At 59.5% G+C, this 17,739-nt stretch carries 19 protein-coding genes; 8 read left to right on the top strand and 11 right to left on the bottom strand.

Going from position 1 to position 17,739, the window contains the following annotated elements; genetic code table 11:
* Nucleotides 1–100 precede the first annotated feature (100 nt).
* From Q1A20_RS09155 to rpiA, 5 genes are all read right to left on the bottom strand, one after another.
* Nucleotides 101–304, bottom strand: coding sequence for a DUF2065 domain-containing protein (locus Q1A20_RS09155; RefSeq protein ID WP_298973507.1), 204 nt, complete (start codon nt 302–304; stop codon nt 101–103).
* Entirely contained in the window at nt 301–1,197 is an 897-nt protein-coding gene (gene hflC / locus Q1A20_RS09150) for a protease modulator HflC (RefSeq protein ID WP_298973508.1), read from the bottom strand. The genes Q1A20_RS09155 and hflC overlap by 4 nt, the downstream gene beginning before the upstream one ends.
* Nucleotides 1,197–2,357, bottom strand: a complete 1,161-nt coding sequence (gene hflK, locus Q1A20_RS09145; RefSeq protein WP_298973511.1) for an FtsH protease activity modulator HflK — start codon at nt 2,355–2,357, stop codon at nt 1,197–1,199. The genes hflC and hflK overlap by 1 nt, the downstream gene beginning before the upstream one ends.
* A 74-nt stretch (nt 2,358–2,431) precedes the next feature.
* Nucleotides 2,432–3,895 carry an FAD-dependent oxidoreductase gene (locus tag Q1A20_RS09140; RefSeq protein WP_299916780.1) on the bottom strand — a complete coding sequence of 488 codons (1,464 nt, stop codon included), beginning with the start codon at nt 3,893–3,895 and terminating at the stop codon, nt 2,432–2,434.
* A gap of 106 nt (nt 3,896–4,001) precedes the next feature.
* A complete protein-coding gene (rpiA, locus tag Q1A20_RS09135) occupies nt 4,002–4,790 on the bottom strand; it encodes a ribose-5-phosphate isomerase RpiA (RefSeq protein WP_298973514.1) in 789 nt (262 codons plus the stop codon).
* Between the two features lie 189 nt (nt 4,791–4,979).
* Here rpiA and Q1A20_RS09130 point away from each other — a divergent pair, with 189 nt between their 5' ends.
* The 3 genes from Q1A20_RS09130 to Q1A20_RS09120 all read left to right on the top strand — a co-directional run bounded on the left by Q1A20_RS09130 (nt 4,980) and on the right by Q1A20_RS09120 (nt 8,025).
* Entirely contained in the window at nt 4,980–5,672 is a 693-nt protein-coding gene (locus Q1A20_RS09130) for a glutathione S-transferase family protein (RefSeq protein WP_299916779.1), read from the top strand.
* Complete coding sequence (locus Q1A20_RS09125; RefSeq protein WP_299403114.1) at nt 5,673–7,046, top strand: L-serine ammonia-lyase; 1,374 nt, start codon at nt 5,673–5,675, stop codon at nt 7,044–7,046.
* A gap of 61 nt (nt 7,047–7,107) precedes the next feature.
* Complete coding sequence (locus Q1A20_RS09120) at nt 7,108–8,025, top strand: DMT family transporter (protein ID WP_299403111.1); 918 nt, start codon at nt 7,108–7,110, stop codon at nt 8,023–8,025.
* Here Q1A20_RS09120 and Q1A20_RS09115 read toward each other — a convergent pair.
* A complete protein-coding gene (locus tag Q1A20_RS09115; RefSeq protein ID WP_299403108.1) occupies nt 7,943–8,662 on the bottom strand; it encodes a thiamine diphosphokinase in 720 nt (239 codons plus the stop codon). The two genes, Q1A20_RS09120 and Q1A20_RS09115, sit on opposite strands and share 83 nt — an antisense overlap.
* A 138-nt stretch (nt 8,663–8,800) precedes the next feature.
* Between Q1A20_RS09115 and Q1A20_RS09110 the strand changes: the two genes are divergently transcribed.
* Nucleotides 8,801–10,996, top strand: a complete 2,196-nt coding sequence (locus tag Q1A20_RS09110; protein ID WP_299916778.1) for a hypothetical protein — start codon at nt 8,801–8,803, stop codon at nt 10,994–10,996.
* Nucleotides 10,997–11,068: 72 nt separating this feature from the next.
* On the opposite strand, the gene Q1A20_RS09105 is transcribed toward Q1A20_RS09110, so the two are convergent.
* Both Q1A20_RS09105 and Q1A20_RS09100 read right to left on the bottom strand, forming a co-directional pair.
* Nucleotides 11,069–11,293 (bottom strand): DUF2842 domain-containing protein, encoded by a 225-nt coding sequence (locus Q1A20_RS09105; protein WP_299403103.1) that lies wholly within the window; start codon nt 11,291–11,293, stop codon nt 11,069–11,071.
* Between the two features lie 9 nt (nt 11,294–11,302).
* Nucleotides 11,303–12,595 (bottom strand): adenylosuccinate synthase, encoded by a 1,293-nt coding sequence (locus tag Q1A20_RS09100; RefSeq protein ID WP_299403100.1) that lies wholly within the window; start codon nt 12,593–12,595, stop codon nt 11,303–11,305.
* 177 nt (nt 12,596–12,772) lie between these two features.
* Here Q1A20_RS09100 and Q1A20_RS09095 point away from each other — a divergent pair, with 177 nt between their 5' ends.
* Nucleotides 12,773–13,168: a DUF6524 family protein gene (locus tag Q1A20_RS09095; protein ID WP_299916777.1), complete on the top strand. Its 396-nt coding sequence runs from the start codon at nt 12,773–12,775 to the stop codon at nt 13,166–13,168.
* Nucleotides 13,169–13,247: 79 nt separating this feature from the next.
* A complete protein-coding gene (locus tag Q1A20_RS09090) occupies nt 13,248–13,466 on the top strand; it encodes a hypothetical protein (RefSeq protein ID WP_299504296.1) in 219 nt (72 codons plus the stop codon).
* Here Q1A20_RS09090 and Q1A20_RS09085 read toward each other — a convergent pair.
* Genes Q1A20_RS09085 through nthA form a run of 3 tightly spaced genes read right to left on the bottom strand, consistent with a single transcriptional unit; the run spans nt 13,463 to nt 15,077 of the window.
* A complete protein-coding gene (locus Q1A20_RS09085; RefSeq protein WP_299403091.1) occupies nt 13,463–13,780 on the bottom strand; it encodes a nitrile hydratase accessory protein in 318 nt (105 codons plus the stop codon). The two genes, Q1A20_RS09090 and Q1A20_RS09085, sit on opposite strands and share 4 nt — an antisense overlap.
* Nucleotides 13,777–14,448: a nitrile hydratase subunit beta gene (gene nthB, locus Q1A20_RS09080; protein ID WP_299403088.1), complete on the bottom strand. Its 672-nt coding sequence runs from the start codon at nt 14,446–14,448 to the stop codon at nt 13,777–13,779. The genes Q1A20_RS09085 and nthB overlap by 4 nt, the downstream gene beginning before the upstream one ends.
* Nucleotides 14,445–15,077 (bottom strand): nitrile hydratase subunit alpha, encoded by a 633-nt coding sequence (nthA, locus tag Q1A20_RS09075; RefSeq protein ID WP_299403085.1) that lies wholly within the window; start codon nt 15,075–15,077, stop codon nt 14,445–14,447. Before nthA ends, nthB begins: the two co-directional genes overlap by 4 nt.
* A gap of 323 nt (nt 15,078–15,400) precedes the next feature.
* On the opposite strand from nthA, the gene secG reads away from it, so the two are divergent.
* Together secG and Q1A20_RS09065 are read left to right on the top strand one after the other, a co-directional pair.
* Nucleotides 15,401–15,763, top strand: coding sequence for a preprotein translocase subunit SecG (gene secG, locus Q1A20_RS09070; RefSeq protein WP_298973533.1), 363 nt, complete (start codon nt 15,401–15,403; stop codon nt 15,761–15,763).
* A gap of 173 nt (nt 15,764–15,936) precedes the next feature.
* Nucleotides 15,937–17,580 carry a CTP synthase gene (locus tag Q1A20_RS09065; protein WP_299403081.1) on the top strand — a complete coding sequence of 548 codons (1,644 nt, stop codon included), beginning with the start codon at nt 15,937–15,939 and terminating at the stop codon, nt 17,578–17,580.
* The last annotated feature ends 159 nt before the right edge of the window (nt 17,581–17,739 follow it).

Genomic DNA, 17,739 nt, shown 5'->3' with positions numbered 1-17,739 from the left:
CCTTGGTGCAACATCAAAGATGTATCACGCTGGCACAGTTTCAACAGTGTGTTACCAAACTGTGAAGATGGCGCTCTATTTTTAAGGCGTTGCGCAACAGTCAGCCGAAGGTGGCGCCAAGCTGCCAGGCCAGCCAGACAAGGATCAGGCCGCTGACCACGATCAACAATCCGATCTGCCGAACGGCGGCCTCGGGCATCGCGCGCAGGGCCTCCAGCATCCGTTCAATAAGCGAAGGGGCCAGCGCATAGGCCAGCCCCTCCACAATCATCACCAGCCCGAGAGCAAGCAGAAGCGTGCTCACCGCTCGCCCTCATCGGACCGCGCGCCCTGATCGCTGCGCAGGTAGTTGAAGAACTCGCTGTCCGGCGACAGAACCATCGTCGAATTGCTGCCCTTCAGCGAACGCTCATAGGCGGTCAGCGACCGGTAGAACTCAAAGAATTCCGGGTCCTCGCCAAAGGCTTGAGCAAAGATCGCGTTGCGTTCCGCATCCGCCTGACCGCGAATGATGTCCGCTTCTCGCGTTGCATCCGACGTCAGCTCGACCACGGTACGGTCGGCAAGGGCGCGCACCCGCTGGGCAGCTTCCTCACCACGCGCGATCTCGTCCGCCGCTTCGCGTTCCCGCTCCGCCCGCATCCGCGCAAAGGTCGCGTCCAGGTTCTGCTCCGGCAGGTTGGTCTGCTTCAGACGCACGTCAACCACTTCCAGACCAAGCGGCAACGCCCGCAGGCGCGCCTGTTCAGTGATCCGTGCCATCAATCCGGCGCGATCCGCCGACAGGATCGTGTTCGAGGTCACACCGTCCGAACCCAGCACGGCCCGGATGGTCGGGTTCAGAATACCCTCCAACCGGTCCTCGGCGGTGCGCATACCGCCCACACCAACCGCCTGACGGAACTGTGTCACATCCGAAATACGGTAGCGCGCAAATGCATCCACGACGAGCCGGCGATCATCGGAGGGCGTGACCTCGGTCACATCCGTATCCAGCGACAGGATCCGGTCGTCATAGCGGACGACCTCCTGGATCAGCGGGATCTTGAACGCCAGACCGGGGTTTTCCTTCACGGATTTGATCTGGCCGAACTGCAGCACCAGCGCCTTTTCACGCTCATCAACGATGAAAACCGAACCGAGAACGCCCACCACGGCGATCACAGCAATAGGGATCAGAAAATTGCCAGCACGCATCAGTTGTTTCCTCCAGCAACAGCGCCGCGACGCAATTCATTCAAAGGCAGATAGGGCACAACGCCCTGCCCACCGTTTCCGCCGCCCAGATCACTTTCGAGAATGATCTTGTCGACATCGCCAAACACCCGCTCCATCGTCTCAAGATAAAGCCGCTTGCGGGTCACTTCAGGCGCCTTGGCATATTCTTCCAGAACGGAGGTGAAACGTGCCGCCTCACCCTGCGCTTCGTTGACCTGCTGGGCGCGATAGGCCTCGGCCTGTTCCAGCTGACTTGCGGCTTCACCACGTGCGCCCGCTGTCACCCGGTTGGCATAAGCATCCGCCTGACGTTCCAGACGGTCACGCTCCTGCTCCGCCGCCTGAACTTCGCGGAAGCTGTCGATCACCTCGCGCGGCGGATCCGCCTTGTCGAGGTTGAGCCGCACGATATTCACGCCGCTGTCATAGGCGTCGAGCGTGCCCTGGATCAGCTGCTGCGCCTCGTCGGCGATGATCCCACGGTCCCGGTTGAGGATTGGCGCCAGCTGATTGCGCGCGATCACCTCGCGCATGGCGGATTCAGAAACGGCGCGGATCGTCTCCTGCGCCTCGGCGAGGTTGAAGAGATATTTCGCCGGGTCGCTGATGTTCCAAACCACCTGGAAATCGATGTCGATGATGTTTTCATCCGTGGTCAGCATCAGCCCGCTGTCCACGCGCGATCCGATGTCTTCGGTTTGCTCGCGTGTCACAGGCAGAACCTCGGCGGTGACCAGCGGCCAGGGCGCGAAGTTCAGACCGGGATCGCCGGTCGCGTAATATTCGCCCAGGAACAACTCAACCGACTGCTCTTCCGGCGCCACGGTGTAGAAACTCGCCATGCCCCAGAGGATCACAGCACCCAAAACGCCAAGACCAATGGTCCCGCGGGTAAACGCCGGCCCGCCGTTGCCGCCACGACCACTGCCGTTGCCCGCGCCGCCACCTTTGCCGCCCATCAGAACGCGAAGACGTTCCTGACCTTTTTTGACCAGCTCATCGATTTCCGGAATCTGGGGCCCGTCGCCACCTGGCCCACGTGGGCCTCCGCCATTGTTCCCGCGGTTTCCGCCGCCGGGTCTGTCGTCATCGGAATTTCCGCCGCCGCCCCCCCAGGGGCCGCCATTATTGCCAGCCATTCAGTCTCTTTCCCTCCTAAATCGCGCTCATGTGCGATTAAATCATGCCATAGGTACGCAAGGTTGCGCGGAATTCAAGCAGTACGCATCGGGGTGCGCATCGTTACAATCTCTTCGGACATGGTCGGGTGCACCGCCACCGTCCGGTCGAAATCCTCTTTTGTCGCGCCCATCTTGATTGCAACGCCCGCCAGCTGAATCATTTCACCTGCGCCCGGTGCGACGATGTGACAGCCCAGGACCTTACGCGTTTCCTTGGAAACCACCAGCTTCATCAGGACCCGGTCCGGGCGCCCGGCAAAGGCCGTCTGCATCGGGCGGAACGAGGTGCAATAGACCTCAATCGGCTCCAGCTCCCGCGCGTCTTCCTCGCTGAGGCCAACGGTGCCCATCTCCGGTTGGGTAAAGATCGCAGAGGGGATCAGCTCGTGATCCACCGGCGTCGGGTTGCCCTTGAACACGGTCTCGACAAAAGCCATGCCTTCGCGGATCGCCACAGGGGTAAGGTTCACACGGTCGGTGACATCGCCGATCGCGTAGATCGAGGGCACCGCGGTCTGGCTGTATTCATCGACCTCGATCTGCCCGCGACGGCCGAGTTTCACGCCCACGTCCTCCAGTCCCATGTCGCGTGAGTTCGGATCACGTCCGGTAGCAAAGAGCACCATGTCAAAGACACGCTCGCCGCCATTGGTCGATTTGACCCAGATCGGCCCATCGGTGGCTTTGGCAGTGGTCTGCATCTCCTCGCGCTGCTTCACATCCGCGCCCATCGCCGCGTCGGACGCAGTGCCCGCCGAGCTCATCAAATGGTCTTCACTCGCCGGCGCCATCTCCAGTATATTCGTGCCGACCCGCAAATCGATGCCGCGCTCGCGCATGGATTCGGCAACCAGGCCGCGGGCCTCCTCATCAAATCCCCGGAGAATCTGTGCACCGCGATAATATTGGGTCACCTCGACCCCAAGGCCGTTCATGATGCCCGCGAATTCACAGGCAATGTAACCGCCACCGACAATCAGCAGGGATTTAGGCAAAGCCTTCAGATGGAAAATATCATCTGACACAATCCCAAGATGCGCGTTAGGCGTATCAGGTCGCACCGGATGCCCGCCGGTGGCCACCAGGATATGTTTGGCCGTCTTCGTCTCGCCGGTCGAAAGCTTGACCTCATGCGGCCCGGCCACCGACGCCCGCGCATCGAAGGTGTCGACCCCGGAGCCTTTGAGCAAATTGCGATAGACCTGTTCCAGCCTGTCTAACTCGTCATTCAGCCGTTTGCGGAACGCGGGCCAGTCAAACGGCCTTTGTTTCAGATCCCAGCCGTAGGATTGCGCGTCTTCGACAACGCCCGCGTATTCGCTGGCAAACACCATCAGCTTTTTGGGCACGCAGCCCCGGATGACGCAGGTGCCGCCATAGCGGTCGTCTTCGGCCAGCGCCACCTTTGCGCCCGCCTCGCCAGCGGCCACACGCGCGGCGCGCACACCGCCCGACCCGCCTCCGATGACAAAGAGATCATAGTCAAAATCGCTCATCGCGCGGGCCTTTCCAAGTCTTTCGGGTCTTTGAGGGGTCTATATAAGTGTGCGGCAGGTCATTACCACAAGGTCTCGGTGTTTTTGGCAGGCCCTTGAGCGGCACTCAGTCGGACAGATCGGCAAAAAGGTTATCTGATTCAACGAAATCCAGCTGCCCCTTTTCGACCGTGCCTTCGTTGATGTCGCGCACTTCCACCTTGCCGTCGCCGAAGCCGATGATCACCCGATCACAGATATCGATGAACAGGCCATTCTCGACCACACCCGGCATCTGGTTAAGCACCAAGGAAAGCTGCCGCGCATTGCCGATACGCTTGAGATGCAGGTCAATGATGTGATTGCCCTCGTCTGTCACGAAGGGGACCGCGCCATTCATGCGCAGGCTGCTTTCACGGCCCAGCACATCCATGGACACCAGCGTTTCCTCAACCAGCGCCTGGGTTGTCTGCCACCCGAAAGGGATAACCTCGATCGGCAGGGGGAAAGCACCGAGCGTTTCGACCTCCTTGCCCACGTCGGCAATCACAACCATTTGATCAGAGGCCGTCGCCACGATCTTTTCCTGCAGCAGCGCGCCGCCGCCCCCTTTGATCAGGTTCAGCTGACCGTCGAATTCATCGGCACCGTCAATGGTGATATCGAGCCACTTAGCCTCATCAAGCGAGATCACCTCGATGCCGACATCCCGCGCAAGCTCCGCCGTGCGGGTGGAGGTGGGCACCCCTTTGATCCGCAACCCGTCATCACGCACCATCTCACCAAGACAGCGCACCAGCCAGGCGGCGGTTGATCCGGTCCCCAATCCAACGCGCATCCCCGTTTCCACCAGCTGCGCTGCGCGTTTGGCGGAGACGAACTTGGCTTTGTCGATGGGAGAGAGTTCAGAAGGCATGCGCGGAATCCTTGGCGAGAGATGTCAGCCTTATAGAAAACATGTGCACCGGTTGCGAGGGGTGATTTTGAGCAACTTGTGTCTGGTTTGCGGACAATTGGCCTCAGGGCGATGTGCCATGTGCAAATCGCTTTGAAAAACGTCGTTTCCTGCACCGCGCCAAAGGTGGAATCGGAATAGATCTGGGGCATGAAGAACGCTGCCTACATGCTCCATTACGCCCCTGACAACGCCTCGCTGGTGATCCGCTTGGCGCTGGAAGAGATTGGCGCGCCGTATACAACGCAGCTGGTGGACCGCCGCGCGCAGGGACAGCGCACACCGGCCTATCTGGCATTGAACCCCGGCGGCAAAATCCCGGTGCTGGAGACAGAACATGGCGCGCTTTTTGAAACTGCAGCCATACTTCTGTGGTTGGCAGACAAACACGGCGGCTTGGCCCCTGCGCCCGATGCTCCTGAGCGCGGCGACTGCCTGAAATGGCTGTTTTACGTCTCCAACACGGTGCACCCCGCCCTGCGGATGCTGTTTTATCCCTCCGCCTACATCGGGGCTTCCGAAACAGATCAACGGCAGCTTCAAACCGCCGCACGCGCAAGTATCCTGGAGCATTTCGCCCTATTGGACGCGCATTGGCGTCACCGTGAAACACCCTCGATTCTCGACCTCTACACCGCACCGATGCTGCGCTGGATCAGGCTTTATCCCCATAACACCGATACCAGCTGGTTTGACCTGCACCGCTTTCCTGCTCTACATCGCATGGCAAGTGCGCTTGAGACCCGCGCGTCGGTCATCGCGGCCCAGGATGCGGAGGGTCTTGGACCATATCCTTTCACCGCGCCGCAAGCGCCAACCCCGCCCGAAGGAAGTGCTCTTTAGATGTTTCTGTCTGTCTTCGATATGTTCAAGGTAGGGATCGGTCCGTCCTCATCACACACGATGGGGCCGATGGTGGCTGCGGCACGCTTTCTGGACAAAATGCGCGCCTCGCCCTTTGTGTTTCACGGGCTGCGCGCCTCCCTGCATGGCTCGCTGGCCTTCACCGGCGTCGGTCATGCCACCGACCGCGCGACCATCCTTGGGCTCGCCGGGTTTGTGCCCGACACCTACGACGCCGATAAAGCGGACGCAGCGCTTGCGCGGATCAAGGCGGAGGGAGTGATCCACCCCGACGGCCTGCCGGAGTTGTCTTTTGATCCCGCGCAAGATCTTATCTTCGATTTCGATACCATTCTGAGCGGGCACGCCAATGGCATGATGCTGATGGCCACGGATGCGCAGGGCGACGTGACGCTGCGCGAAACCTATTATTCCATCGGTGGTGGTTTTGTCATGACCGAGGCAGAACTGGCCGAAGGCAAGGACGTTGAAGAGGGTGCACCGATCCCCTTCCCTTTCAAAACAGCAGCACAAATGCTGGAGATGTCCGAGGCCTCGGGCCGCACAATTGCGGAAATGAAACGTTCCAATGAATCGGCGCGGGGTGGTGTGGATAACCTGCGCTCCGGCACCAAACGGCTCTGGCAGGTGATGAACGATTGCATCAATCGCGGTCTTTCCAGCGAAGGCGAACTGCCCGGCGGGCTGTCTGTGAAACGGCGCGCCAAGGGGATCCACGAAAAGCTGCTGGAGGAGCGCGGCATGAACCTCACCGCGCCCCACACCATCAACGACTGGATGAGCGTCTACGCGATGGCGGTGAACGAGGAAAACGCCGCCGGTGGTCAGGTGGTCACGGCCCCAACCAATGGCGCGGCCGGCGTGTTGCCGGCAACCCTGCGCTACTATCTCGATCATGTGCCCGGCGCATCAGAGGCGCATATCGAGGACTTTCTGTTGACCGCCGCGGCCATCGGCGGGCTGGTCAAATACAACGCCTCAATCTCCGGGGCCGAGGCAGGCTGCCAGGCCGAAGTTGGCTCGGCAGCAGCGATGGCCGCGGCAGGGCTATGCGCTGTGCTGGGGGGCACGCCACAGCAGGTCGAAAACGCCGCCGAGATCGCCCTGGAACACCACCTCGGGATGACCTGTGACCCCGTGAAGGGGTTGGTGCAAGTGCCCTGCATCGAACGCAACGGGTTGGGCGCAATCAAAGCCGTCTCAGCCGCCTCTCTTGCCCTGCGCGGAGATGGTACGCATCTTGTCCCGCTGGACGCCTGTATCGAGACAATGCGTCAGACCGGGGTGGATATGTCAGAGAAATATAAGGAGACATCGCTGGGCGGGTTGGCGGTAAATGTGCCAAACTGCTAAAAGTTGTGTTAAACGCCGTGCTCTTCTTGCAATGATTGAGTTCCGGTTCTAGCCTCCGCCAATGGCCCTAGATCGTCCCCTCCTCGGCATCACCCTGATGCTCGGCTTCTGCATTCTTGCTCCCGTGGGCGATGCCGTGGCAAAGATATTGGGGCAGACCGTCCCCATTGGTCAGTTGGTGCTCGTGCGATTTGCGGTGCAGGCGCTTGTTCTGATCCCACTTGTCTGGGCGACCGGGCGCATGTGGAAAATGCGCGGCCGCATCCTGGCCCTGACCTTCATACGCACATTGCTTCATATCCTCGGGATCGGCGCAATGGTCACCGCGCTGAAGTTCCTGCCGCTGGCTGATGCCGTTGCCATTGCCTTTGTCATGCCCTTCATCATGTTGCTGCTGGGCAGATACGCCTTGAAAGAAGAGGTTGGTCCGCGACGCATGATCGCCTGTTTGGTGGGTTTCATCGGAACACTCTTGGTGGTGCAACCCAGCTTCACGCAGGTCGGCTGGCCCGCCTTGCTGCCACTGGGGGTGGCGGTCAATTTCGCCCTGTTCATGCTGGTCACACGCCAGATTGCCAAGGAAACCGACCCCATCGGGCTGCAAGCGGTCAGCGGTGTCATGGCGGTTGGCGTCATGCTGCCGGTGCTGCTGATATTTCAGGGCAGCAGCCTGGCGCAGTTGCACCTGATCCAGGTCAGTAACTTCGAGTGGACGCTTTTGATCAGCATCGGGCTCCTGGGCACGGTCGCGCACCTGCTGATGACCTGGTCGCTGCGCTATGCGCCCTCAGCGACGCTGGCGCCGATGCAATATCTGGAAATCCCCTTCGCGACCATCATCGGCTTTCTGGTCTTTGGCGACTGGCCGAATCCGCTGGCCGCCACCGGCATTCTGATCACGATGGCTGCGGGTCTCTATGTGGTGCTGCGCGAGCGGGCCACCGCGCGTGATCTGGCAGCGCAGCAAGCCGTTCCGTAACCGCCGCCAGAAACCGGCGCGGCAGGATACAGAGCATCAAGGGCGCATCAACTTCCAGGCGCAGATCGCCCGTCGCCCGGTTTGACGTCCCCGAGGTGCCGGTGGGTGAAAACGTGAGGCCCTCAATCGGCCACTCCAACCCCCGCGAAACCCCGCGCACCTCTCCCATCGGGAATAACGACACGCGTGTGCCCGGGGCCATGGGAATTTCTATCGTCGGCGGGCAGAGAAAAATGACATCTTCATCCCCCAGCAAGAGACACGCCACATCGGGGCGCATGACAAGTGTGTGCAACACACCCAGTTGATGATCGATCCGCCGACCGCAAAATCCAACGGCCAAAACAACCGGCGCGCTGATATTGCGCAAGGCCTTGTCAAAATCCGTGCTCATCTGTTCGGGGATCTTGTGGAACCGCGCGGTGGGAATTTGCGCTTGCGCCTCGGGTGAGATGGAATCCATATCACCAATGACTGCCGTCAGTTCGATACCCGCCCGCAGTACAACATCCGCCCCGCTATCTGCCGCCACGCAGACCGGCGCCAGGGCCAGAGCCGCCTGCAAATCCTCGGGCCCAACCGCGCCCCCACCCACCAAAGTGACTGCCTCAAATTCGTCTACAATTTTATTATTCACCGAAGTTTAATGTCCTTTTTGGAAACAGAACACAATCTCGCCACGAAATGATACGGTAAAAAGCACAGATTCGCACCGGTTTGGACTTTTGCCGTATGGTAAACAGTTTGTTGAGATCACGCAGAGGACGAGCATCCGATGATGAATAACAACAAGATTTTGACAGTCTCCTACGGGACATTTTCTTGCACGCTCGAAGGATTTGACGATTCTTTCGACACAATGAAAGCGATTGCGGAGTATTTCCGCGATCTGGCTGCAGATGACAGGTATTTTGGCGCAGAACCGCCACAACCCGATGCAGAGATGCTCGCTCGGATTGCCGAACGCGAGGTTGCGCGGCGTGTTGAAGCGCGTGAACATGACGGCCGTATCATGCTTAAGGCACATGATGAGGTTGTCGAAGCCGTCGAACCTCCCAAAGCTGCAGCGGTAACGACAGCTGCTGTCGCCGCGGTTCCGGAGGCGGAAGCCGCTGAAGATATCGTTTCCAATGAGGCAACAACACCGGAGCCGGTTGCGGAGCGCGAAACCGCCTTTGTGGCGGAAGAGGCACCTGCTGCCGAAATTTCGCCCGAAACCCCGATCATCGAAGACATCGCAGAAGAAGAGCCTGCTGAAACGGCGGTTGAGGAAACCGAACCCGCAGTCGATGCATCAGCCTCCGACGCCGATGAGGCGGCACCGGTTGAAGCGGTCACGCCCGCGTTCGAAGACGGTGAAGCTGTCACAGACGCCACGGTGCAAGAGGATTTTGCCGAAGAGATTGTGGCACAGGACGTCGCTTTGAGCGCGGAGGCCTTTTTTGCCGATAGCCCTTCCATCGACGACATCGAAGACGACGTGGAAATGGAAGCAGAGGCCATTGAGCCCTTCGACAGTTTTGTTGCTGAACCCGAATTCGTCGCACCGCCCACCGCTACCGCTGACGCGAGCGATAGTATTGCGGCCAAGCTGCAACGCATTCGCGAAGTGGTCTCGCAGCACGACGACGAAGCCGAGGACGTTGATTACGAAGAAGACATCGTTGAAGCGGAGGATCAGCACGCCAGCGACATCCTCGACGCAGCGTTTGAGACAGAAGCATCAGACAGCGTGCATGATGAAGACACCACGCTGACGGACGCCGCGGAGGACATCGAAAGCGCGCTCGACGCGGATGACCAGATCGCTGCCGAAGCGGAAGAGCCACAGAATGAGGCGGAGGACGAGCTTTCTGGCATCCTGAGCCGTCTTGAGGCTGGCGATGCGCAAAGTGACGCGCTTGAGGAAGAAGACACTCTGATCGGTGCAGACGATGATGATGTGATCGCGGACGAAGCGGGCGAGAACCTTTTTGACGACGACGATCATCTTGAACATGATCATCCCGATGCGGACGACCATGAAGAGCCGACTGCCGAAGTCGAAGAGGCCATTGCAGCCCAGGAAGAGGATGACGACCTGCCCGTAGCCCCCGTTCAGGGCCGTGTGATGAAAGTGGATCGCGCGGAACTGGAGGCTGCTCTGGACTCCGGTGAGCTCGAAGAATTTGACGGCTCCGACGCGCCGGAATTGTCCGATGAAGACGAAGCAGAGCTTCAGCGTGAATTGGACGCGGTTGCCGCCGAAGCGGGTTCTGATGACACAGATGCCCAAGCCACCCGCCCGAGCCTGCCTGCCATCGATGCGGATGCGAGCGAAGACGTGTCACGTCTGATGGCCGAAGCGGACAGCCAAATGGAAGAGCCGGAAGGCGCCACACGGCGCAGCGCATTTGCGCATCTTCGCGCGGCGGTTGCGGCACGTTTTGCCGACAAGACCATGCGCGAGGAACCAACCGAGGAAGAGACCACAAAGGCCTATCGCAGCGACCTTGCAGAGGTGGTTAAACCGCGCCGCCCTGTCGCTTCCGGCAACCGTACAGAGCGTCCGGCAGAAGCCCGCCCGACACCGCTGAAACTCGTGGCCGAACAGCGCATTGACATCGATGGGGCGGGCAATAACGCACCCGTCACACCACGGCGTGTTGCCGCGGCCTTCGATGACGATTTTGATATGGATGAGGACACAGGCTTTGCAGATTTTGCCGAAGAGATGGGCGCAACCAAGCTGCCCGAGCTTCTCGAAGCTGCTGCTGCCTATCTTTCGTTTGTGGAAGGGCATGAGCAGTTTTCCCGCCCGCAACTGATGACACGCGTGCGCCAGGTCGATTGCGGTGAATTTAGTCGCGAAGACGGTCTGCGCTCTTTCGGGCAATTGCTGCGCGCGGGTAAAATCGAGAAAATCAAGGGTGGGCGTTTCACCGCATCCGAGGCAATTGGTTTCAAGCCGGATGAACGCGCAGCAGGGTAACTGCTTATTGCGAAACAAAAAAATGGCAGGCTTTCATCGCCTGCCTTTTTGCATTTCAGACGCCTGTTCTAGCTATTCATCGGGTTTATCCGGATCAGCTTGGCCAATTCCCTTGAAGACAAACTTGAAGGGCAGCGCCCATACGATGCCCAGCACGACATAGACACCAAGCTCCACCCAGAGCGATGGACGTTCCAGCCAATTCACAACCGTCACCGCAGCAACGATATAGGCGGGCAGACCCACCAGCAGGATCAGAAGCGACAGTCGGCGGCGGGCTTTGTAACTGACGGGCATGGGGTTTTCTCAATCGGCAAAAGGGTCCGTCACAAGGATCGTGTCCTCACGCTCGGGTGAGGTGGAAAGTAGGGCAACGGGGCAATTGATCAACTCCTCAACCCGGCGCACGTATTTGATCGCATTGGCAGGCAGATCTGCCCAACTGCGAGCCCCTTCAGTAGATTCGTGCCAACCCGGCATTTCCTCGTAGATCGGCGTGCAACGCGCCTGATGATCCGCCGCTGTGGGCAGATAATCCACCGGCTCGCCATCGAGTTCATAGCCTGTGCAGATTTTCAGCGTGTCAAAGCCATCCAGCACGTCGAGCTTGGTAAAGGCGATCCCATTCACGCCGGAGGTCGCGCAGGTCTGACGCACAAGCACCGCGTCAAACCAGCCACAGCGGCGCTTGCGCCCCGTAACGGTTCCGAATTCGTGACCGCGTTCACCGAGCCGTTGGCCGTCCGCGTCGTCAAGTTCCGCCGGGAAAGGGCCTTCGCCCACACGCGTGGTATAGGCTTTGACGATCCCCAACACGAAGTCGATGGACCCCGGCCCGATGCCCGTGCCCGTTGCCGCCTGCCCCGCGATCACATTGGAAGAGGTCACGAAAGGATAGGTGCCGAAATCGATGTCCAGCAACGCGCCTTGCGCGCCCTCGAATAGAATACGCTTGCCCGCCTTTCGTTGTTCGTTCAGCACCTTCCACACCGGCGCCGCGTACGCCAACACAACCGGTGCAATCTCTCGCAATTTTGCCAACAATTCGTCGCGGTCGACAGCCTCTAGCCCCAACCCGCGGCGCAGCGCGTCATGATGCACCAGCGCACGGTCGACCCGCAATTCCAGCGTCGCCTCATCCGCCAAATCAGCCACACGCACAGAGCGGCGGCCCACTTTATCTTCATAAGCGGGGCCAATCCCGCGCCCGGTTGTGCCGATTTTGGCAACGGAATTCTGCGCCTCACGGGCGCGGTCCAGCTCCCCGTGGATCGGTAAAATGAGCGGGGTATTTTCCGCAATCATCAGCGTTTCAGGCGTGATTTCAACACCTTGGTTGCGCAACCCCTTGATCTCGCTGTCCAGGTGCCACGGGTCCAGAACCACTCCGTTGCCGATCACGCTCAGCTTGCCGCCGCGCACGATCCCGGATGGCAGCAGGCTCAGCTTGAAGACCTCCCCGTCAATCACCAGCGTATGCCCGGCGTTGTGCCCGCCCTGAAACCGCGCGATCACATCCGCCCGCTCAGAGAGCCAGTCCACGATCTTGCCTTTTCCCTCATCGCCCCATTGAGCGCCGACAACGACAACATTTGCCATGGCTGGTCCTTCTTTTCTGTGCTTCAAACCCGCGCCGGTATAGCCGCGCGGCGCGACGGGCGAAACCCGAAAAGAGCCTGCCGCCTGCCGTAAGTTCGGATCTCGACCGCCATAGACATTCCAGCCGCCACGCGGGTATTTTCCGCCAAACCGATCAAAAGCCGGGAGCAATGGATCATGGGATTTCTAACGCGGTGGTTTTTTGCCTTTGCGCTGTTGGCGCTGACGTTCAACCCGACGCAATACAATTACATCAACTGGGCTCGTGACTACGGGGCCATGAACCTGTCGATTGCGGTGCTGCTCGCCCTGATCCTGACCGTCGGGTACATCATTTATTTGCGCGCGACTCTGCGCTCCATCGGCGCTGGAGGCATGGTGCTGGTGCTTGCCATTGTCGGTGCCCTGATCTGGGTGCTCTACGATCTGGGCATTCTGCAGTTGGATAATTCAAGCTTCCAGGTCTGGCTTGGTGTCTTTGCACTGTCTTTTGTGCTGGGGATCGGCCTGAGCTGGAGCCATGTCAGGCGGGCACTGTCAGGGCAGTCAGATGTGGATGATGTCGATGAATAGCGGTCTTTAAACTCATTTGTTCAATCGATCATGGCCAAGTGCTGCGTCACAGACTAGATTTCAGGCGAGGAGACGACATATGCGAAACACGCCGGACAAACCTGAAGACTTTCAAAAGTTCTACTATGCCAAGGTTGGTCTGGGTGAAGGATGTGGCTGCGCCGAGCGGGTCATAGACATGCACGAATTTGATCGTCTCGCAGGCAAGCCACGTTTGCGATTGCCTCGGTTCCCACAAAAGGGCGCATGGCGACGGTTTCTGAACAAAGCCGGGCTCACCGCACGGCCGAAAGGCTAATCTGCAAGCCGAACCGGCGCGCCATGCGGTGTGCTGAGGTAGGCGGCTTCCCACGCGGCCTTGGCCGTCAGAACATCCTGCGTTTCCGCCATGCCCATGCTCGCCAGGTAGTGCTCAAGCGTTTCCAGCCAAGCGATGAAATAATCGTCACCACCGTCGAGTTCCTTGTCCAGACCGTGTCGTTTCAGGGTGGCACCAAATCGGGTGGCCCAATCGGGCCAGTCAAAGTGACCGGCCTCGTTCAGAACCACCGTCAAGGCGAAAACCTGGGCGTGCCACGGCTCGGAAAACTTGGGCTCCGGCGCGCTCGTCATGCCGGAGCCAGATAGGATTGCCAAAGATCAAGGATCACCTCATCGGCAGGGTTTTCCGGATGTGACCATAATTCCGACGCCGCAAAGGCCACGGCGTAAAGCGGCTCCGGGGCGTCTCCTAACCGGTGCGCGGAACTGTCGGGCAGAACATGGGTACCGTGATAGCGGACCACGCGGCCAGTGGCCCCCGCGGCATATTGCGGCAAACGGGTGTGGCCGCCATCGACAAGCATATTCGCCGCGATCTGGCGGGTACGCACCACGTCACCAGGTTTGAAAGCAGGCCCGACGCTGCTTGGTCGATCCGCCGGCCCGCCGCGCGCCAGAACAGCAGGCACGTTTTCCTGGGTTAACATTTTATCCGCCGGTGGTTGGGGTGCCGCATCTCCTGCCGCCAGTTCGGCGGCAGTGACTATACCCGCCTCAACCAAAAGATCTGCGAGCCCGGCCATCCATTTTTCGTAATAGGAAAAGCGCGCATAGTCCATCGGGGCCAGTTTTTCACGAGCATGCCGAGACACGTCGATGTTCCATGCCCCATGGGCGGCGGCCGCCAGCGTAACAGACAGCGCGCGCGCGTGCCAATCTGCATGAAATACCTCACCCTCGGCTTCCGGGATCACCGGGCCGTCCCCATAGCGGCCACCCATATCATGCGGGCGTGTCATGCTTTGGCCTCCGAGGCCTGTGGGTCCAGCGCCAACCCGGTGCCGATCATGCTGTCGCGCGTGACAAGCGCCATCAACTCGGCCTCGTGCATATCCTCGGTGCCGACGGGGCGTTGCGGGATCACCAGATATCGAATTTCTGCCGTCGAATCCCAGACGCGCACCGCCGTTTTTTCTGGCAAGATCACGCCAAAATCCGCCAGAACGGCCCGTGGTTCCCGGACCGTCCGGGCGCGGTAGGCGTCTGATTTGTACCAGCCCGGCGGGATGCCCAACAGCGGCCACGGATAACAGCTGCACAGCGTGCAAACGACCATATTGTGGATGTCGTCGGTGTTCTCGACCGCCACCATGTGTTCGCCCTGTCGTCCGTAATAGCCAAGCTCGGAGACCACAGCCGTGGCATCCTCCAGCAACCGCGCCTTGAACGCAGGGTCCAACCAAGCACGCGCCACCACATGGGCGCCGTTGCGTGGGCCGATCTTGTTTTCATAGGTATCGATGATCTCATCCAGCGCCGCCGGATCAATCAGCCCCTTTCGGGTCAGGATTGTTTCAAGTGCCTTGATGCGCAGGGCGGGATCAGGCGGCAGGAGGCTATGGGGGTGATCAGGGTCATCATGGGGCATGCGTATATCATTGCGGGCCGGTGAATGACTTGTCCAGCGGTTCTCTGCCGCACTTATCCACAGGTTGTATTTTGAGGGCGATTTCTAGCGCAAATCGTGCTATGCATTTTGTATGAAGTGAGTCTTCAGCGCCTCAATTCCAGGATAACCCTCTTAGTCTGCGCGCGAGAGAGAGTAGCTTCGACAGACCGTCGCCCGGACAAATCGACTGGCGGCGGTCTTGACTTGTGAAAACCCCAACGGATTAGCGGCTTTCCTCCCTTGCGAGCCGGGGCAAACTTGCCTAGATACCCCCAAAGCCAAATCAAACCCGCAGGTCCTTAATGGAAAACGTCATCCTGATCGTCCACCTTATTCTGGCGCTGAGCCTGATCGCTGTTGTGCTGATGCAGCGGTCCGAAGGCGGTGGCCTGGGGATGGGCGGCGGTGGCGGTGCCGTGTCCGGGCGCGCGGCGGCGACGGCTCTGGGCAAACTGACATGGCTTCTGGCCATCGCGTTTATCTGCACATCAATCACATTGACCATTTTCGCCGCCGAAAACGCCTCTGGCAGCTCGGTTGTGGATCGGCTGGGCGTCACGCCCCCCGCCCTGAATGAACCTGCAACGCCTGCGGTTCCGGAAAGCGACCTGCTCTTGCCGCCGACACCGGGCGACAACGCACCGCTTGTTCCGACAGCAGATTAACCTCTAACTACAACCCCTTGCGGACGCGAGATGTTTTGCAACATCATGTTGCGGTACGTCTTGCCTTTGCACACCGAATCCTGTTAGGCTTAAGTCCCGTGGAACTGCGAATATCGCGGTCTATTTGAGCGGCCTTTCACACACCGCAAAGATGCACGGGAGCATATCAGACCATGGCACGTTATATCTTTATCACCGGTGGTGTGGTGTCTTCGCTTGGCAAGGGGTTGTCCTCCGCCGCCTTGGGCGCGCTGCTGCAGGCCCGTGGATTTTCGGTGCGGTTGCGCAAGCTTGATCCCTATTTGAACGTTGACCCCGGCACGATGTCGCCCTTTGAACACGGCGAGGTGTTTGTCACCGATGATGGCGCAGAAACCGACCTTGATCTTGGCCACTACGAGCGGTTCACCGGCGTGTCCGCACGCAATACTGATTCCGTCTCTTCGGGCCGCATCTACTCCACCGTCCTCGAAAAAGAACGGCGCGGCGACTATCTGGGCAAAACCATTCAGGTGATCCCCCATGTGACCAATGAGATCAAAGCGTTCCTCGATGTGGGCGGCGATGAGGTGGATTTCATGCTGTGCGAGATCGGGGGCACGGTTGGGGACATCGAGGGCCTGCCCTTCTTCGAGGCCATCCGCCAATACGCCCATGACAAGCCGCGTGGCCAGTGCATTTTCATGCATTTGACCCTGCTGCCCTATCTTGCCGCCTCAGGCGAATTGAAGACAAAACCAACCCAGCACTCGGTCAAGGAGCTGCAAAGCATCGGGATCGCGCCGGATATTCTGGTCTGCCGCTCCGAACAGCCCATTCCCGAAAAGGAACGCGAAAAAATCGCGCTGTTTTGTAATGTGCGCAAAGAGGCTGTTGTGGCCGCGTATGATCTCAAAACCATCTACGACGCACCGCTTGCCTATCATGAACAGGGCTTGGATCAGGCTGTCCTTGATGCTTTCGACATCTCCCCTGCCCCGAAACCGGATCTCAGTGTCTGGCGTGATGTCTCGGACCGGGTCCATCATCCGGAAGGCGAGGTCCGGGTCGCGATTGTCGGAAAATATACTCAGCTCGAAGACGCCTATAAATCCATCGTCGAGGCGCTGACCCATGGTGGCATGGCCAACCGTGTGAAAGTCCGGGTTGAATGGGTCGACGCGGAGCTTTTCGAGCGTGAGGATCCTGCCGCTCATCTTGAGGGGCTGCACGCCATCCTTGTGCCCGGTGGCTTTGGCGAGCGTGGCACGGAGGGCATGATCAAGGCCGCCGAATTCGCACGTACTCGCAAAGTGCCCTACATGGGCATCTGTCTGGGCATGCAGTTGGCGGTGTTGGAGGCGGCGCGCAATGTGGCCGGTATCATCAGCGCGGGCTCCGAAGAATTCGACCACGAATCCGGGAAGAAACGTTTTGAACCTGTGGTCTACCACCTAAAGGAATGGGTCCAGGGCAACGCGAAAGTGTCCCGCAAGGTCGAAGACGACAAGGGCGGTACGATGCGATTGGGCGCCTATGACGCCACACTGAGTGCCGGGTCAAAGGTGGCAGAGGTCTACGGCACGACCACAATCGACGAACGCCACCGGCACCGTTATGAGGTGGACATCAAGTACCGCAAACAGTTGGAAGACGCGGGTCTGAGCTTTTCCGGCATGTCGCCTGATGGCAAGCTGCCGGAGATTGTCGAATGGCCGGATCACCCTTGGTTTATCGGCGTACAATTCCACCCCGAGCTGAAATCCAAGCCCTTTGATCCACATCCGCTGTTCAAGGATTTCATCCGCGCGGCCAAGGAAGTCTCGCGCCTAGTCTGAGCCTTTTTGCTCGTCAAGCCCGGACACGTATCAGACGGGATTTCGCAGAAATCTGCCGCCCTTGCGCGCCGATCTGCGGTTTCCAGCCCAAATTTCCCTCCGACAAAAAAAGGCGGCTTTGCCGCGTTTGTTTTCGCGCATAACGTGAGCTTCGTTAAT

Origin of the sequence: uncultured Roseobacter sp. (assembly GCF_947501835.1) — a bacterium.
Classification (GTDB): Bacteria; Pseudomonadota; Alphaproteobacteria; order Rhodobacterales; family Rhodobacteraceae; genus Roseobacter.
Note: the sequence above shows the minus strand (reverse complement) of the source record. Positions and strands in the feature narration are given on the sequence as shown.

Excerpts from the sequence above, each read along its gene's own strand:
- Q1A20_RS09100 (WP_299403100.1), bottom strand. The coding sequence starts at position 12,595 with ATGGCAAATGTTGTCGTTGTCGGCGCTCAATGGGGCGATGAGGGAAAA.
- secG (WP_298973533.1), top strand. The coding sequence starts at position 15,401 with ATGGAAAACGTCATCCTGATCGTCCACCTTATTCTGGCGCTGAGCCTG.
- Q1A20_RS09105 (WP_299403103.1), bottom strand. The coding sequence starts at position 11,293 with ATGCCCGTCAGTTACAAAGCCCGCCGCCGACTGTCGCTTCTGATCCTG.
- nthA (WP_299403085.1), bottom strand. The coding sequence starts at position 15,077 with ATGCCCCATGATGACCCTGATCACCCCCATAGCCTCCTGCCGCCTGAT.
- hflC (WP_298973508.1), bottom strand. The coding sequence starts at position 1,197 with ATGCGTGCTGGCAATTTTCTGATCCCTATTGCTGTGATCGCCGTGGTG.
- hflK (WP_298973511.1), bottom strand. The coding sequence starts at position 2,357 with ATGGCTGGCAATAATGGCGGCCCCTGGGGGGGCGGCGGCGGAAATTCC.
- Q1A20_RS09085 (WP_299403091.1), bottom strand. The coding sequence starts at position 13,780 with ATGACGAGCGCGCCGGAGCCCAAGTTTTCCGAGCCGTGGCACGCCCAG.
- Q1A20_RS09090 (WP_299504296.1), top strand. The coding sequence starts at position 13,248 with ATGCGAAACACGCCGGACAAACCTGAAGACTTTCAAAAGTTCTACTAT.
- Q1A20_RS09125 (WP_299403114.1), top strand. The coding sequence starts at position 5,673 with ATGTTTCTGTCTGTCTTCGATATGTTCAAGGTAGGGATCGGTCCGTCC.
- Q1A20_RS09065 (WP_299403081.1), top strand. The coding sequence starts at position 15,937 with ATGGCACGTTATATCTTTATCACCGGTGGTGTGGTGTCTTCGCTTGGC.
- nthB (WP_299403088.1), bottom strand. The coding sequence starts at position 14,448 with ATGACACGCCCGCATGATATGGGTGGCCGCTATGGGGACGGCCCGGTG.
- Q1A20_RS09120 (WP_299403111.1), top strand. The coding sequence starts at position 7,108 with ATGGCCCTAGATCGTCCCCTCCTCGGCATCACCCTGATGCTCGGCTTC.
- Q1A20_RS09130 (WP_299916779.1), top strand. The coding sequence starts at position 4,980 with ATGAAGAACGCTGCCTACATGCTCCATTACGCCCCTGACAACGCCTCG.
- Q1A20_RS09095 (WP_299916777.1), top strand. The coding sequence starts at position 12,773 with ATGGGATTTCTAACGCGGTGGTTTTTTGCCTTTGCGCTGTTGGCGCTG.
- Q1A20_RS09110 (WP_299916778.1), top strand. The coding sequence starts at position 8,801 with ATGATGAATAACAACAAGATTTTGACAGTCTCCTACGGGACATTTTCT.
- Q1A20_RS09140 (WP_299916780.1), bottom strand. The coding sequence starts at position 3,895 with ATGAGCGATTTTGACTATGATCTCTTTGTCATCGGAGGCGGGTCGGGC.
- rpiA (WP_298973514.1), bottom strand. The coding sequence starts at position 4,790 with ATGCCTTCTGAACTCTCTCCCATCGACAAAGCCAAGTTCGTCTCCGCC.